At 63.3% G+C, this 14,485-nt stretch carries 15 protein-coding genes; 8 read left to right on the forward strand and 7 right to left on the reverse strand.

The genetic code is table 11. The annotated features are described in order from the left end of the window. Nucleotides 1-3: 3 nt before the first annotated feature. Both HHL25_RS06320 and HHL25_RS06325 read right to left on the reverse strand, forming a co-directional pair. On the reverse strand, nucleotides 4-546 hold the full coding sequence (locus HHL25_RS06320; RefSeq protein ID WP_169588307.1) for a GNAT family N-acetyltransferase: 543 nt from the start codon (nucleotides 544-546) through the stop codon (nucleotides 4-6). Next, nucleotides 543-1,688, reverse strand: a complete 1,146-nt coding sequence (locus tag HHL25_RS06325) for an anhydro-N-acetylmuramic acid kinase (RefSeq protein ID WP_169588309.1) — start codon at nucleotides 1,686-1,688, stop codon at nucleotides 543-545. The genes HHL25_RS06320 and HHL25_RS06325 overlap by 4 nt, the downstream gene beginning before the upstream one ends. A gap of 129 nt (nucleotides 1,689-1,817) precedes the next feature. On the opposite strand from HHL25_RS06325, the gene tyrS reads away from it, so the two are divergent. The 6 genes from tyrS (at nucleotide 1,818) to HHL25_RS06355 (ending at nucleotide 7,749) form a co-directional block, all read left to right on the forward strand. Then, a complete protein-coding gene (gene tyrS, locus HHL25_RS06330) occupies nucleotides 1,818-3,074 on the forward strand; it encodes a tyrosine--tRNA ligase (RefSeq protein ID WP_169588311.1) in 1,257 nt (418 codons plus the stop codon). 533 nt (nucleotides 3,075-3,607) lie between these two features. Next, on the forward strand, nucleotides 3,608-4,219 hold the full coding sequence (locus tag HHL25_RS06335) for a transglutaminase-like cysteine peptidase (protein ID WP_169588313.1): 612 nt from the start codon (nucleotides 3,608-3,610) through the stop codon (nucleotides 4,217-4,219). A gap of 294 nt (nucleotides 4,220-4,513) precedes the next feature. Beyond that, entirely contained in the window at nucleotides 4,514-5,299 is a 786-nt protein-coding gene (locus HHL25_RS06340; RefSeq protein WP_169588315.1) for a hypothetical protein, read from the forward strand. Between the two features lie 131 nt (nucleotides 5,300-5,430). After that, on the forward strand, nucleotides 5,431-6,882 hold the full coding sequence (locus HHL25_RS06345) for an SPOR domain-containing protein (RefSeq protein ID WP_169589628.1): 1,452 nt from the start codon (nucleotides 5,431-5,433) through the stop codon (nucleotides 6,880-6,882). A 46-nt stretch (nucleotides 6,883-6,928) separates the two neighbouring features. Beyond that, a complete protein-coding gene (locus HHL25_RS06350; protein ID WP_169589630.1) occupies nucleotides 6,929-7,201 on the forward strand; it encodes a hypothetical protein in 273 nt (90 codons plus the stop codon). A gap of 20 nt (nucleotides 7,202-7,221) precedes the next feature. After that, entirely contained in the window at nucleotides 7,222-7,749 is a 528-nt protein-coding gene (locus HHL25_RS06355) for a gamma carbonic anhydrase family protein (RefSeq protein WP_169588317.1), read from the forward strand. A 36-nt stretch (nucleotides 7,750-7,785) separates the two neighbouring features. Here HHL25_RS06355 and HHL25_RS06360 read toward each other — a convergent pair whose 3' ends face one another. Genes HHL25_RS06360 through HHL25_RS06370 form a run of 3 tightly spaced genes read right to left on the reverse strand, consistent with a single transcriptional unit; the run spans nucleotide 7,786 to nucleotide 10,025 of the window. After that, a complete protein-coding gene (locus HHL25_RS06360; protein WP_169588319.1) occupies nucleotides 7,786-8,184 on the reverse strand; it encodes a Fur family transcriptional regulator in 399 nt (132 codons plus the stop codon). Nucleotides 8,185-8,191: 7 nt separating this feature from the next. Beyond that, a complete protein-coding gene (locus tag HHL25_RS06365; RefSeq protein WP_169588321.1) occupies nucleotides 8,192-9,004 on the reverse strand; it encodes an iron chelate uptake ABC transporter family permease subunit in 813 nt (270 codons plus the stop codon). After that, on the reverse strand, nucleotides 8,997-10,025 hold the full coding sequence (locus HHL25_RS06370) for an ATP-binding cassette domain-containing protein (RefSeq protein ID WP_169588323.1): 1,029 nt from the start codon (nucleotides 10,023-10,025) through the stop codon (nucleotides 8,997-8,999). Before HHL25_RS06370 ends, HHL25_RS06365 begins: the two co-directional genes overlap by 8 nt. 106 nt (nucleotides 10,026-10,131) lie before the next feature. On the opposite strand from HHL25_RS06370, the gene znuA reads away from it, so the two are divergent. Beyond that, nucleotides 10,132-11,121, forward strand: a complete 990-nt coding sequence (gene znuA, locus HHL25_RS06375) for a zinc ABC transporter substrate-binding protein ZnuA (RefSeq protein ID WP_169588325.1) — start codon at nucleotides 10,132-10,134, stop codon at nucleotides 11,119-11,121. Nucleotides 11,122-11,212: 91 nt separating this feature from the next. Beyond that, on the forward strand, nucleotides 11,213-12,403 hold the full coding sequence (locus tag HHL25_RS06380; RefSeq protein ID WP_169588327.1) for a GTP-binding protein: 1,191 nt from the start codon (nucleotides 11,213-11,215) through the stop codon (nucleotides 12,401-12,403). Nucleotides 12,404-12,434: 31 nt separating this feature from the next. Here HHL25_RS06380 and lpxB read toward each other — a convergent pair whose 3' ends face one another. Together lpxB and HHL25_RS06390 are read right to left on the reverse strand one after the other, a co-directional pair. Further along, a complete protein-coding gene (gene lpxB / locus HHL25_RS06385) occupies nucleotides 12,435-13,610 on the reverse strand; it encodes a lipid-A-disaccharide synthase (RefSeq protein ID WP_169588329.1) in 1,176 nt (391 codons plus the stop codon). Next, nucleotides 13,607-14,482, reverse strand: coding sequence for an LpxI family protein (locus tag HHL25_RS06390; protein ID WP_169588331.1), 876 nt, complete (start codon nucleotides 14,480-14,482; stop codon nucleotides 13,607-13,609). The genes lpxB and HHL25_RS06390 overlap by 4 nt, the downstream gene beginning before the upstream one ends. Between the last annotated feature and the right edge of the window lie 3 nt (nucleotides 14,483-14,485).

The following is a 14,485-nucleotide window of genomic DNA, read 5'->3' on the forward strand; positions in this document are numbered from 1 at the left end:
CATTCAATTGGGCGTTCTGACCGGCATCCACATCGATCGGTCGATCTCAAATCGCCGGCAGGGAACGTCATCGATGACGATCGGCTCGCACTCCCGCATGCCGATCTTTTGCATCACGCGGATCGAAGCGCCGTTTTCGGCCTGGGCAAAGGCCGTGAATCGGTCGGCGAAACCCTTGTCGAAAAACCAGCCGGTGAGAGTTCTGGCAATCTCGGTCGCATAGCCCCTGCCCCAGGCCTCGCGGCAGAAGGAATAGCCAAGTTCGAAGCCTTCGGTTTCGGCAAACCAGGAGAAACCGGCCCGGCCGACAAAATCCCCGCTGTCGCGCGCGACCAGCTTGAACTTGGTGACGCCATGCTGCCGATATTCTTCGATCCAGGAAGCGAGACGGGCTTCGGCCTTTTTCAGGTCCCACGGTTTTCCGCCCGACAGGTAGCGCGACGTCTCCGCCGTGCCGTGCAACCTCTGCACCAGACCGGCATCGTCTAACCGCCAGTTCAGAACGTCGAGCCGCGCGGACAACAGGATTGGCCCGTCGGCGCTCATCGTCCCGCGTCGCCGGTCAGCCTAGGAGCCCGCGCCAGCACACCGCCGGTGACGGGTTCGCGGACGCCGGTCGTTCCCGGAAAGGTCAGCGGCAAGCGGCGAAGAGACCGCGCGGCGAGATAGGCCCAGGCCTCGGCTTCCATCGCATCGCCGTCGAAACCCGCCTGTTCGGCGGAGAGCACGACCGATCCGGAGCGAGCGGCCAGCGTTTCGAGGTCCTTCATGATTACCCGGTTGTGACGTCCCCCGCCGCAGATGACGAAGGTTTTGGGCATGTGTTCGAGATGGCCGGCGGAACGGATGATCGCGGCGGCCGTGACATAAGCGAGCGTGCGCGCGCCGTCGTGCAGTTCCGCCTCGTCGGACGCCGGCGGACGGAAGTCGTTGCGGTCCAGCGAGCGGCGCTTTTCCACGGTGAAGAAGGGATGGTCGAGATAACGTTCGGCGAGTGGCACCAGAACAGTGCCCTCCGCTGCGATCCGACCGCCCTGATCGTAGGGCACGCCGGCCTCGGCCTCGACCCACTGATCGATCAGCGTGTTGCCCGGGCCGCTGTCATAGGCCCGCAAGCCGCCCTCGTCGTCGATTGCCGTCAGATTGGAGATACCGCCGATGTTGACGAAGCAGATGCCACCCTCGCGGTCGCGAAGGGTTGCGGCAAGTGCCCGGTGATAGGCCGGCACCAGCGGCGCACCCTGGCCACCCCGGCGCATGTCTTCGGCCCTCATGTCAAAGACGACGTCGATCCCGGTTTCGCGCGCCAGCAGCGGCCCGTCGCCGATCTGGACGGTCAGGGCCTGTTCCGGCCGGTGCAACACGGTCTGGCCGTGGAAACCGACCACATCCACATCGCCGGAGGAAATGTCGAACTTCGCCAGGAATGTCTTGACCGCCTCGGCATGGCGGAGGGTCAGTTCGCGTTCCAGGTCCGCGAGGCTACCCGGCCGCTGGCTGCGCTCGGCAATCCCCCGGGCGTCCTCGAGACCCTTCTTCAGGCGATCGCGAAAGGCGGGCTCGTAGGGCACGGCGAGAAACGGCCCCCGCTCGACCAGAGCCTCCCCGTCCGTGGTCAACATCGCAACATCGATGCCGTCCATCGACGTGCCGCTCATCAGTCCGATCACTCTCATCCGCTGGCCCAAGGTCTCGCATCTCCGATTCGAATGATCCCGATGACCAACATTCATGGCCGAAACGGGTGCACTTTTCAAAAAACAATGCTAAAGCCCCGGCGATTTCCCGTTTTGCACGAGTAAGAAAGCCTGAAGGCCATGACGAAGTTCAAGTCCGATTTCCTCCGCACCATGCACGAGCGCGGCTTCATTCATCAGATCTCCGATGAAAGCGGCCTCGACGACCTGCTCGCCAAGGAAACCGTGACGGCCTATATCGGCTTCGACCCGACGGCCCCGTCGCTCCATGCCGGCGGCCTGATCCAGATCATGCTGCTGCACTGGTTCCAGGCGACCGGTCACCGGCCGATCTCGCTGATGGGCGGCGGCACCGGCATGGTCGGCGATCCGTCCTTCAAGGAAGAGGCCCGCCAGCTGATGACGGTCGATACGATCGAGAGCAACATCTCCTCGATCAAGAAGGTCTTCTCCAACTACCTCGACTACGACAAGGGCCCGAAGGGTGGCGCCCTGATGATCAACAACGCCGAGTGGCTGCGTTCGCTCAACTATCTTGAATTCTTGCGCGACGTGGGCCGTCATTTCTCCGTCAACCGGATGCTGTCCTTCGACAGCGTAAAGACGCGTCTCGACCGCGAACAGTCGCTGTCGTTCCTCGAGTTCAACTACATGATCCTGCAGGCCTATGACTTCGTCGAACTGGCCAAGCGCTACGACTGCCGGCTGCAGATGGGCGGTTCGGACCAGTGGGGCAACATCATCAACGGTATCGACCTCGGCCACCGCATGGGCACGCAGCAGCTCTACGCGATGACGTCGCCGCTGCTCACCACGTCTTCGGGCGCCAAGATGGGCAAGTCCGTCAACGGCGCCGTGTGGCTCAACCCGGACATGCTGTCGGCCTATGACTTCTGGCAGTACTGGCGCAATACGGAAGACGCGGACGTGGTGCGCTTCCTCAAGCTCTACACGACGCTGCCGATGGCGGAGATCGGCCGGCTGGCGCAGCTCGGCGGCTCCGAAATCAACGAAGTGAAGAAGATCCTCGCGACCGAGATCACCGCGATGCTGCACGGCCGCGAGGCAGCCGAGCAGGCAGCCGAGACCGCCCGCAAGACCTTCGAGGAAGGCGCGCTTTCGGAAAATCTCCCGTCGGTCGAGGTTCCCGCCGGCGAACTCGACGCCGGGATCGGTCTCCTTTCGCTGATCGTCCGCGCCGGTCTTGCCGCTTCGAACGGCGAGGCTCGCCGTCACGTCCAGGGTGGCGCGGTCAAAATCAACGATGCCGCGGTCAGCGACGAGCGCATGTCGGTCGGCACTGGGCAGATGTCCGCCGATGGCGTCATCAAGCTTTCGCTCGGCAAGAAGAAGCATATCCTGATCCGCGCGATCTGATCCCGACGGAGCGATTTTTCAAGGCGGCCCGGCTTCATCCGGGCCGCTTTTTTGTGGCCTACCGTCCACCACTGGCCCAAATTCGGACATTGCGCGTCCTTCGGCGGAAAAAAATGTACCTTCTCAAAAATTTTTTTGGCCTCGGAATCTGCAGTCTTGCGGCCGTCGGCGAGCGGAAACCAACGGCTGATCGGTTCAAGCGAGGTCTTCCGGCGGACGTATCACGCCTTGCACGCGAAGCCTGAGCGATCACAGCAGCCCATCGGGCCAGGCCTCGAATGTTCAGATAAAATTACGCGATTCCAATGACTTGAATTGCGTTTTGTCGCCTCCCCACCAGAGAACCGGAAGCTGATCGGTAAAATTCGAGACAAATTTTCCGAGAATTTTCGCCAAATACAAATCTAATTTTATACTTGTTTTATTCTTGTTTTCCGTTGTTTTTACTCGATTAAAGCGCGTTTTTTACTTCGGTATTTTGCGAGCGATAAAAAGATCGATGGCAATGTCTCTCCAACACGGGGAGACGACCAATGACAACAAGAAAAACTCTGGGGATTGGACTCTTGACCATCGCACTGACCGGCGCTCTTGCGCTGCCGGCGATGGCGGTACCGGCGAACATGCGTATCGTCGGCAAGGCCAATCCGCCCATCGGACATTATGAATTCTGCAAGACCTATAGCGGCGAATGCGCCGCGAACGGTGGCGACGCCGGCCCAGCCGCGCTGGACGAACAGAACTGGAAGGCGCTGCTCGACGTCAACTACACGGTCAACAGTTCGATCACGCCGCTCACCGACCAGGACATCTACGGCGTGGAGGAACGTTGGGCCTACCCGCGCTCCGTCGGCGACTGCGAAGACTTCGCGCTATTGAAGCGCAAGATCCTCATCGACCGCGGCTTCTCGCCTTCCGACCTGCTGATGACGGTGGTTCTGCAACCCAACGGCGAAGGACATGCCGTGCTGACCGTCCGCACCGACCATGGCGATTTCATTCTCGACAACATGCGCAACAAGGTGCTGCTGTGGTCGGATACCGAATACACCTATCTGAAGCGCCAATCGTCCGACGATCCGGGTCGATGGGTCAAGCTTCAGGACGGCCGCGCAACCGCAGTGGGTAGCGTCGGCACAAACTAGGCCTTCGCGACGTCGCGAAGACCGACAAGCTTCTGGCCCGGTCCGTCCCCCGCATACCCCGTCCCCGACCGGAGCCACCGAGCCGGTCCCGTCCAACCGGGACCGGCTCCTCTTTTTCTTCCCGCACGACCCGTCGGCATCCAGCACGCCAGAGCCACACGCCGCTTAACGCCACATTAACCATAATATCCGAGTTTCAGCCCTGTCGTGCGCGCTGGAATCGATCCGCGCGGTGCTTCGTGCCGCCGGCCGGAGCGCGGGATCTCACGGATCAACGGGAGCGGAGCGATGCGGATGACAGATCAGGCAAGCAGCCCGAACGAGCATGCGCCCCTCATCTCGAACCGTTTCATCACCATCGCCATGGCGGCCGTCGGCATGCTGGCGCTTCTTTCCGTCGGAATCAGCATCATCGGCCAGACCTTCGGCGAGCGGTGGTCGCTCGGAGGGCACACCGACAGCCCTTCCCCTCTCGACATCACCATCGGCCTCGACCGCCTGCAACTGCCGGCGAATACCGTCCGATTCGAAGAACAGCGCGCAAGCGGCCCGACGGAGCGGCTCGACCTCTCGCTCCTGTGGCCTGAGATGACCGGGTACACGAAGGAGAACCGGCGCCGGTTCGATGACGTCAGCCGCGCCGACACCCTCCTCTTCCTGCAGTTGTCGCAAAGCACCATGTCGCGCGATATGTCAGGCCGGCTCGATCCGATCTATTCGCTTCTCTTCGACGGCCCGCCGGAGCCGGGACCGCACGGCCTCAGCCTGCACCGTTTCAAGGCGGGGACCGGCTACGATGGAGAGGTCCTGCTTACCGCCACACGCGACGGAAAACCGGATTATGCCGTGCGCTGCATCCTGCCGAAATCGCCCGACGAGGCAAACGGCGGCGACTGCCAGCGTGATATTCATGTCGGACGGGACCTCACCGTGCTCTACCGCTTCTCCAGCACGCTGCTTGGCGACTGGCAGGCTATCGACGCCGCCATCGAAGCCTATGTGAACGCCCGGGTCACCGGCGCTGCGCCGTCGAAACTGAAACAAATGCCGCCCAGTTCGGCAACGAAGCATTCATCATAAACCTCTTGGTAAGGCTGTTTCCGTATCTTCGCCTGAAGTGGTCGCGTGGGGGTGCGTCCGATCCGAAATTACAGCATGTGAAGAGTCTCGCGGTGAAAAATACAATCCGACGCCTTAACCTCGCTTCCCAGATGCGCACACTGGCCGTCGCCGCTCTGGTACTGGTGACTGCATTGGGCATGAATGTCTCGACGGCCTCAGCAAAGCCGACCTACGGGGCCATCGTCGTCGACGCGAAGACCGGCAAGGTGCTCTACAGCGACAATGCCGACTCGTTGCGCTACCCCGCATCTCTCACCAAGATGATGACGCTCTACCTGACCTTCGAAGCGCTCGAGGCCGGCCGTGTCCGCCTGGACAGCAGGGTGCCGGTATCGAAGAACGCGGCGGCCGAACCTCCGTCGAAGCTCGGCGTCGGCGCCGGCCGTTCGGTCACCGTCGAACAGGCGATCCTCGCACTCGTCACGCGGTCGGCAAACGACATGGCGACGGCCCTCGGCGAATATCTCGGCGGCTCGGAAGCGCGGTTCGCGCAGATGATGACGGCAAAGGCCCGCAGCCTCGGCATGACCAAGACGACCTATCGAAATGCGCATGGCCTGCCGAACACGGCGCAGATGACGACGGCTCGTGATCAGGCCCGCCTCGGTATCGCCCTTCGCCAGCACTTCCCGCAGTATTACGGTTATTTCTCCACCCGCAGCTTCAAGTTCGGCAAGCAGGTGATCGGCAACCACAATCGCCTGCTCGGCGTCGTGCGCGGTGTCGACGGCATCAAGACCGGCTACACCCGGGCCGCCGGCTTCAACCTCGTGACTTCCGCCCAGGCCGACGGGCGTTCGATCGTCGGTGTCGTGATGGGCGCCCCGTCTGGCGCGAACCGCAATGCCAGGATGACCAAGCTGGTCGAAGCCTACCTGCCCAAGGCGTCCCGTTCGGGTGGTGGCGACCTGATTGCCAAGATGAACACCTCCGTTGCTCCCGCCGCAGCAGCAGAAGCCGCCGAGGCTCCTGAGGTCCCAGCGTCCGTCGCGTCCGTTTCCTCGCTGCCGTCGACCGGCCCGCTGCCGGAAACCCGCTACGAGACTGCCCCGCTCGCCTCCGCCTATGCTGCACCGGCCAACGACAATGCCGCCGGAGCTGCGCTTAAGTCTGCGCGGGGCGAACCGCCGCGCTTGCTGACCGCGCCCGTTCCGCAGCCGGCCCCGGCATACATGCCCGACACCGAGGCGTCAGTAGCTCCGGCTGAATCCAGCAAGAACAAGAACGTCGAGACGGCGTCGGCTGCTCCTGTCGAAGTCGACGAAACGACGACGGCCTCCACCCCCGCATCCGCTTCCGGATGGGTCATCCAGATCGGCACGTCGCCGGATCGGGACCAGGCCATGGACCTTCTGCGCAAGGCGCAGGACAAAGGCGGCAAGGTATTGCGTTCCGCCACCCCCTTCACGGTCGCCTTCAACACCGGTTCGGAGAAGCTCTACCGCGCCCGATTCGGTGGTTTCGACGACCAGAAGACCGCCGTCAATGCATGCAAGTCTCTGAAGAAAAAGGGAATCGGCTGCTGGGCTGCTTCGCAGTAAGGCTCAGAAGCCAACCTCGATTTTTATCGCGTACGAGGTAATGAACATGGCATCGAACGAGAAGCACTACGAACTCGCGCCGACGCAGGACAACGGCAGCAGCGGCGCGCCCTACGCGCTGCATCCGCTGCACGAGGCCGCCTACCGGATTGCCGATCTAGGCCTTAACCGGAAGCGCGGCTCGCGCACCAAGGATCTGATCGGCCTGCTGCTCAGCCACGGCGCGCGCGCCTGGCGCTATTCGCAGCCGGAGGCGAACATCCACCTGCACGTCTCGTCGCATGGTGGCCGTTTCCCCGTCGTCCTGCGGCTCCGCTGAAGCACTACCCGGAGCACCCGATGCCTCTCTATTCGCTCGGCAACCTGACGCCGAAGACGCCGGCCGCCGACCGGTTCTGGATCGCACCCGATGCGCATGTGATCGGCCAGGTCGAACTCGGTCTCGATGTCGGCATCTGGTTCGGCGCCGTGCTGCGCGGCGACAACGAACCGATCGTGATCGGCGAAGCCACGAACATCCAGGAAGGCGTGATGATCCATACCGATCCGCGCTTTCCGGTGACCATCGGCAAGGGCTGCACGATCGGCCACCACGCCATCGTGCACGGCTGCACGATCGGCGACAATTCGCTGGTCGGCATGGGGGCGACGATCCTCAACGGCGCCCGCATCGGCAACAACTGCCTCGTCGGGGCGAATGCGCTGATCACCGAGGGCAAGGAATTTCCCGACAATTCGCTGATCGTCGGTTCACCGGCACGCGTCGTACGCACGCTCGACGACGTTGCCGCCGCCGGCCTCGGTCGATCGGCCGAGAGCTATGTGCGCAACTGGCAGCGCTTTGCACGCGATCTCAAGGAAATCTGAGAGCGACTCGGGCAGTTCCAACCGATCGCGCGTCGATCAGGCAGCACACCCGGCGCAGAGCCCGCGGATCTCGATCGTCGTCTTTTCAGCCTTGAAGCGCCTACCCTTGGCCCAGTCGGCGAGACGGTGATCGATCGCGTGGTCGTGGAATTCCTCGACCTGACCGCACTTGTTGCAGATGGCGAAGGCGACCGTGCCATGGGCGCAGCAGTCGCTTTGCGGATGCGCGCAGGCGACAAAGGCATTGATGCTCTCCAGACGGTGCACGAGACCGAATTCCACCAGCTTGTCGAGCGCGCGATAGACCTGAAGCGGGGCGCGAAAACCCTTGTCCCGCAGTAGGTCAAGAATACCGTAGGCAGACAGCGGCGCGTGCGAGGCGGAAAGCGCGTCGAAGACGAGCGACTGGTTCTTCGTCAGTTGCGGCTGGGTCATGGCATCCTCATGCGGCAGGCTTGTCGTGCTGCTGTCGGCGCGGCGACGGCAGAAGACTGAACAGGAACAGGATCAGGGCGGCGACGACGATCGAGGGTCCGGACGGCGTGTCGTAGGTCAGAGATCCGAAAAGGCCGATCACGACGGCGACGGCGCCGATCACGGCAGCAAGCAGCGCCATGACCTCCGGCGTCGCGGAAAAGCGGCGGGCGGCGGCGGCCGGGATGATCAGCAGCGACGTGATCAGCATGATGCCGACGATCTTCATGGCGATCGCGATGACGAGCGCCATCAGCAGCATAAAGGCCAAGCGCGCCCGTTCGGGGTGCAGGCCCTCCGCCTCGGCGAGCTCGGCGTTCACTGTGGCTGCCAACAAGGGACGCCAGAGCCAGGCGATCAGGCCAAGGACCAATGCGCCGCCGCCCCAGACGACCGCGATATCGGTTGACGTAACGGCAAGAATATCACCGAACAGGAAGGCAATGAGGTCGATGCGTACCCAACTCATGAAGGCAACCAGCACGAGGCCGATAGCAAGCGTCGAATGGCTGAGGATGCCGAGCAGCGCGTCGGCGGACAGCGCCTGCCGCTTCTGAAGCACCAGCAGCAGCAGCGACACCACGGCCGCGACGACGAACACGCTGACCATGAGATTGAGCGAGAAGAGCAGCGAAAGCGCGACACCCAGCAAGGCCGAATGGGCCATCGTATCGCCGAAATAGGCCATCCGGCGCCAGATGACGAAGCAGCCCAGCGGGCCGGTGGTCAGCGCAAGGCCGATGCCGGCGAAGATGGCACGCAGGAAGAAATCGTCAAACATCGCGCTCGGCTCCTGCCCCTGTCATCACGCCTTGCGCGGCCTTCTGCGGAGTGCCGTGAGCATGGTCGCCGGGTTCATGATGGTGATCTCCGGACGCGCCCGTCGCGTGAGCGTGAGCCGCATGATCGTGCGCGCCGTGGTGATCGTGGCCACCCGCGTGGTCATGGGTCGCGTGATCATGGCCGTGGCTTCCATGATCGTGGTCGTGGTCGTGATGGTGGTGGCCGTCGTCGGGGTGACAGTGATCCGTGATGGTTCCGTCGCCGTGGCGCACACGTCCGTCGGGCAGATGGGTGTGATCATGATCATGGCTGTAGACCGCGAGGGTTCGGCCGGCATTGGCTCCGAACAACCGCATATATTCCGGACTGCGGCTGACGGATGCCGGCGTGCCGCGGCAGCAGACATGGCCATTGAGGCAGATCACGGTGTCGGTCTCGGCCATCACCACATGCAGGTCGTGCGAGATCAGCAGGATGCCGCAGCCCGTCTTGTTGCGGATCGAGGTGATGAGATCATAGAGCGCAATCTCGCCGGTGAAGTCGACACCCTGGACCGGTTCGTCGAGGACCAGCAGGTCCGGCTTGCGGGCAATGGCGCGGGCCAGAAGCGCGCGCTGGAATTCACCTCCGGAAAGATGCTGCACTTCGGCGCCTGCCAGATGAGCAATGCCCACAGAATCCAAAGCTGCGGAAATCTCTGCATCGCTCAGCCGGACTGTCAGAGTCATCAGCCGCCGGACGGTGAGCGGCATGGTCCAGTCGACCGAGAGCTTTTGCGGCACATAGCCAACGCGGAAACCGGAATGACGCTCCACCCTGCCCTCGTCCGGCGACAGCACGCCGATCGCCATCTTGGCGCTTGTCGACTTGCCGGACCCGTTCGGTCCGATCAAGGTGACGATCTCGCCACGGCGGACGGAGAAGTCGACGCCGCGCACCAGCCAGCGGCCGTTGCGCCTTATGCCAGCATTGGAAAGGGTGACGAGGGGTGGCTGTGAACTGATCATCGGTTCGGTCATCGGAGACCCGGAAATTTGGTGTTGCATGATCCTATGGCACACGTTATAGCATTACGCAATTGATGTAATATTATTACATTACGATCGCAATAGGGAGCATCACACCATGACACCACGCCGGTTCGGCCTCGCAGCCTCGACAGCCGCCCTTTTCCTTTCCCCGACACTGGCACTTGCGGCTCCGCAGGTCGTCGTGTCGATCAAACCGGTTCACTCCCTGGTGGCCGCCATCATGCAGGGCGTCGGCGACCCGTCGCTCATCGTCGAAGGCGCAGCCTCCCCGCACACCTACAGCCTCAAGCCCTCCAATGCCCGCGCGCTCGAGAACGCCGATGTCGTGTTCTGGGTCGGTCCCGGCCTCGAGGCCTTCTTGGAAAAGCCGCTCGACGCGCTCGCCGGCAAGGCGAAGGTGGTCGAACTGGAGGATGCCCCCGGTCTCGTCCGTCTGCCGTTTCGCGAGGGCGGCGCGTTCGAGGCCCACGACCATGGGGACGAGCACGCCGAAGGTGAAGATCATGCGGGACATGACGAACACGCGGCGGACGAGCATGCCGGCGAAGATCATGACCACGAGCATGGCGGCTTCGACATGCATCTCTGGCTCGATCCGATGAATGCAAAGGCGATGGCTGCGCAGATCGAGGCGACACTGGTTGCAGCCGACCCTGCCAATGCAGCCCGCTACAAGGCGAACGGTGCCGCGCTTGCGGCAGAGATCGACGCGCTCGACAAGGAGGTCGCCTCGATGGTGGCGCCGGTCCTCGACAAGCCTTTCGTCGTCTTCCACGACGCATACCAATATTTCGAAAAGCGCTACGATGTCCGGGTGGCCGGTTCGATCACGGTCAGCCCCGAGACGATGCCCGGGGCGGAGCGGATCGCCGAGATCCATGCCAAGGTGAAGGAGCTCAAGGCGGCCTGCGTGTTTGCCGAGCCGCAATTCGAACCGAAGCTGATCTCGGTCGTCACGGAGGGAACGGACGCCAAGTCCGGCGTGCTCGACCCCGAGGGGGGCGCACTTGATGCCGGCCCAGCCCTCTATCCAGCGCTGATGCGCAACCTGGCGAAGTCCCTGGCGGACTGCCTGCCGCGCTGAAATCGCGTCACCTCTGAAGGCGGGCTCCTGCGCCCGCCTTTTTCAGATCGATCAATGTAATACTATTACAACACAAAGAAAGGTTTGTTCGATGAACAAGCTTCCCGTTACCGTGCTTTCCGGATTCCTCGGCGCCGGAAAAACCACGCTGCTCAATCACGTGCTTTCCAACCGCAGCGGCCTGAAGGTCGCGGTCATCGTCAACGACATGAGCGAGGTCAACATCGACGCGGCGCTGGTGCGTGGCGGGGAAGCGGCCCTTTCCCGCACGGATGAACAGCTGGTCGAAATGAGCAACGGCTGCATCTGCTGTACGCTGCGCGACGATCTGCTGAAAGGCGTGCGCGATCTCGCCGCGCAAGGCCGCTTCGACTACCTGCTGATCGAGGCGACCGGGATCGCCGAGCCGCTACCGATCGCCACGACCTTCGATTTTCGTGACGAGGAGGGTTTCAGCCTCTCCGATGTCGCGCGACTCGACACCATGGTGACCGTGGTTGACGCGGCAAATCTGCTGGCAGACTATTCGTCGGTCGATTTTCTCTCCGACCGCGGCGAGACGGCCGGCGAAGGCGATCACCGCACGCTGGTCGATCTCCTTGTCGAGCAGATCGAATTCGCCGATGTGGTGGTGCTCAACAAGGTGGGTACTGCCACGGCAGAACAACGCGACGCAGCCCGCAAAATCATCACAGGCCTCAATCCCGATGCCCGCCTGATCGAAGCGGATTTCGGTAACGTCCAGCCACGCGACATTCTCGGCACGGGCCTGTTCGACATCGCCAAGGCCGAAACCCATCCGCTGTGGTTCAAGGAACTGCACGGCTTCAAGGATCACATTCCGGAAACCGAGGAATGCGGCATCCGCTCCTTCGTCTATCGCGCGAGGCAGCCCTTCGATCCGCAGAAATTCCAGGCATTCATCGATCGCGCCTGGCCCGGTGTCGTGCGCGCCAAGGGCTTCTTCTGGCTCGCAACGCGCCCGGACCATGTCGGCGAAATCAGCCAGGCCGGCGCGATCGTGCGTACCAGAAAGATGGGCTTGTGGTGGGCTGCGGTGCCTCGGCAGCGTTGGCCCGAAGATCCCGCTTTCCTCGACCTGATGCGTCCCTATCTCGATCCTGTGTGGGGCGACCGCCGGCAGGAGATCGTGTTCATCGGCGCCGATCCGATGGACGAGGCGCGAATTCGCGGCGAACTGGACGCTTGCCTCGTCGCGGAGGACATGTTCGTTCCGGAAAGGTGGAAAGGCATCGCGGACCCGATGGCACCGTGGCGGTGAAGGTCCAGAGCATCTCCGATTCTACATTGCCCTAAAGCCGGCCCTTTTCGCGCAGCAGGTCGAGGAGGATCGACGCGCCCTTTTCGCCTGCCGAACGCTCGGTCTGCAGGCGTTGCCAGACGAGCTCATAGCCCTCCAGCATGGCCTGACGCTGCAGCGTGTCCGACGACAGGCGCTCGGCCATGCGCAGGAGATTGCCCGGGCGGAGATAGTCGTTAAGATATTCCGGCACGATCGGATAGTCGGCGATCAGGTTGGGAAGCGCGCCCGTCCACGTCTTGATGCGATGAGCGATCATCGTCATCAGCCAGTCGGTCTTGTAGGCCGACACCACCGGGACCGTGGCGAGCGCCAGTTCGAGGATGACCGTGCCTGATGCGGCGATCGCTGCGTCCGCCTCAGCAAAGGCCTGCCACTTCGCCTCTTCGCCGATCAGTACCTCGGGCCTGAGATCCCAGCCCGCGATCATCTCGCGGACGCGGGCCTCCTGCCGCGGGACGGTCGGGAGCAGGAAGCGCGTCGCACCGTTGCGCGCGACGAATTCCTTCATCGCCTCGCCGAAGATCGGCAGCAGGGCCGAGATCTCCGCCCCCCGTGAACCGGGCAGCAGCAGGAGGGTGCGCGGCGCACCGGTCGCGGGGACGCCTCGCTCGATACGCCGACGACGGGTCTCGATGATCTTGGCATGCGAGGCCAGACGATGGCCGACGAAATGGGTCGCCGGGCCGCCGAGATCACGCATCACCTTCGGTTCGAAGGGCAGGACCGCCAGAACCGCGTCGACATAGGCAAGCATCGCCTTGGCGCGATACTCCTTCCAGGCCCAGACGCTCGGGCAGACGTAATCGATCACCGGGAGGTCGGGCAGCGCCTTGCGCACCTTCTTCGCTACGCGATGAGTGAAGTCCGGACTGTCGATGATCAGGAGCAGATCGGGCTTCGCTTCGACGATCGCCGCCGCCGTCCGACCGATCAGCCGGATGAAACGCGGCAGGCGCGCCAGCACCTGGGTCAACCCCATGACCGAGAGCTCGGAGAAATCGAAGAGCGAGCGCAGCCCCTGGCGCTCCAGCGCCTCCCCGCCGACGCCGACCAGCTCGATAGGGCCATCGTAGAGCCCCTTGAGCGCCTCGATCAGGTCGCCACCCAAAAGGTCGCCGGAGACCTCGCCGGCAATCACGGCGATCTTCAACGGCCTCGCGCTCATGAACGCCCTCCCGACAGGCCGCGATCGATGCCGATCACAAACAGACCCGCCTCGTTTGCCGCCTTGACCATTTCCTCCCGCTCGATCACCAAGGCACGACCGGCCTCGACGGCAACACCGGCAAGGCCTGCGCGCCTAGCGTTCTCGACCGTGGAGCGGCCGATGGACGGCAGGTCGGCCCGAACGTCCTGCTGAGGCTTGCAGAGCTTGACCAGCACGCCCTTGCGGCGCGCCGAAATCCGCCCCTCGGCCCTCAGATCGGCGACGCGGCCGAGCATGGCATCGGTCCCTTCCACGCCCTCAAGAGCAACAATCCGGCCCCCGACGCAGACCGCGCCCTGCCCGACGTCGAGGCGGCCAAGGGTCTCCGCGGCATCGGCTGCGCGTTCGATATCCCGCCAGTCATCCGCCGACGGCTCGATCGCGCCCATCGGGCCGGTGGTCGCCAACAGATTCGGCAGGATCTCGTGGGCCCCGATGACGTGGCAACCCTGCGCCTCGATGAGCGAGATCACCATCTTCAGAACGGTGTCGTCGCCGCCGGCGAGCAGCGTGCGCACCGCCATCGGCAGCTTGAGGATGGACTTCCAGTTGACGTGGATCTCGTTGAAAGCGGGCCGTTTCTTGACCGCCCCGGACATGACGACCCGATCGATGCGGTGTTTCTGGAAAAGGGCCGACAGCCCCGCCATGTCGCCGACGCCGATGACGGCGGATTCGAAACCGTCCCAGATCGGGTCAGCCTCGTTCTTGAGACGCAGGATGAATGGATCTTCGCCGGCAGAACGGGCCGCCTCGGCCAGGAAGAGCGGCAGCCTGCCGCTGCCGGCAATGATCGCCAGACGGCCGCCACCTGCCCCGGTCGGCACCATGGC

The organism is Rhizobium terricola, from assembly GCF_012927355.1.
In the GTDB taxonomy this organism is placed as follows: Bacteria; Pseudomonadota; Alphaproteobacteria; order Rhizobiales; family Rhizobiaceae; genus Allorhizobium; species Allorhizobium terricola.

What these genes read in the sequence shown, in the direction of transcription:
- HHL25_RS06320 (WP_169588307.1), bottom strand. Translation starts at nt 546, where the DNA reads ATGAGCGCCGACGGGCCAATCCTGTTGTCCGCGCGGCTCGACGTTCTG.
- tyrS (WP_169588311.1), top strand. Translation starts at nt 1,818, where the DNA reads ATGACGAAGTTCAAGTCCGATTTCCTCCGCACCATGCACGAGCGCGGC.
- HHL25_RS06335 (WP_169588313.1), top strand. Translation starts at nt 3,608, where the DNA reads ATGACAACAAGAAAAACTCTGGGGATTGGACTCTTGACCATCGCACTG.
- HHL25_RS06340 (WP_169588315.1), top strand. Translation starts at nt 4,514, where the DNA reads ATGACAGATCAGGCAAGCAGCCCGAACGAGCATGCGCCCCTCATCTCG.
- HHL25_RS06345 (WP_169589628.1), top strand. Translation starts at nt 5,431, where the DNA reads ATGCGCACACTGGCCGTCGCCGCTCTGGTACTGGTGACTGCATTGGGC.
- HHL25_RS06350 (WP_169589630.1), top strand. Translation starts at nt 6,929, where the DNA reads ATGGCATCGAACGAGAAGCACTACGAACTCGCGCCGACGCAGGACAAC.
- HHL25_RS06355 (WP_169588317.1), top strand. Translation starts at nt 7,222, where the DNA reads ATGCCTCTCTATTCGCTCGGCAACCTGACGCCGAAGACGCCGGCCGCC.
- HHL25_RS06360 (WP_169588319.1), bottom strand. Translation starts at nt 8,184, where the DNA reads ATGACCCAGCCGCAACTGACGAAGAACCAGTCGCTCGTCTTCGACGCG.
- HHL25_RS06365 (WP_169588321.1), bottom strand. Translation starts at nt 9,004, where the DNA reads ATGTTTGACGATTTCTTCCTGCGTGCCATCTTCGCCGGCATCGGCCTT.
- HHL25_RS06370 (WP_169588323.1), bottom strand. Translation starts at nt 10,025, where the DNA reads ATGACCGAACCGATGATCAGTTCACAGCCACCCCTCGTCACCCTTTCC.
- znuA (WP_169588325.1), top strand. Translation starts at nt 10,132, where the DNA reads ATGACACCACGCCGGTTCGGCCTCGCAGCCTCGACAGCCGCCCTTTTC.
- HHL25_RS06380 (WP_169588327.1), top strand. Translation starts at nt 11,213, where the DNA reads ATGAACAAGCTTCCCGTTACCGTGCTTTCCGGATTCCTCGGCGCCGGA.
- lpxB (WP_169588329.1), bottom strand. Translation starts at nt 13,610, where the DNA reads ATGAGCGCGAGGCCGTTGAAGATCGCCGTGATTGCCGGCGAGGTCTCC.
- HHL25_RS06390 (WP_169588331.1), bottom strand. Translation starts at nt 14,482, where the DNA reads ATGGTGCCGACCGGGGCAGGTGGCGGCCGTCTGGCGATCATTGCCGGC.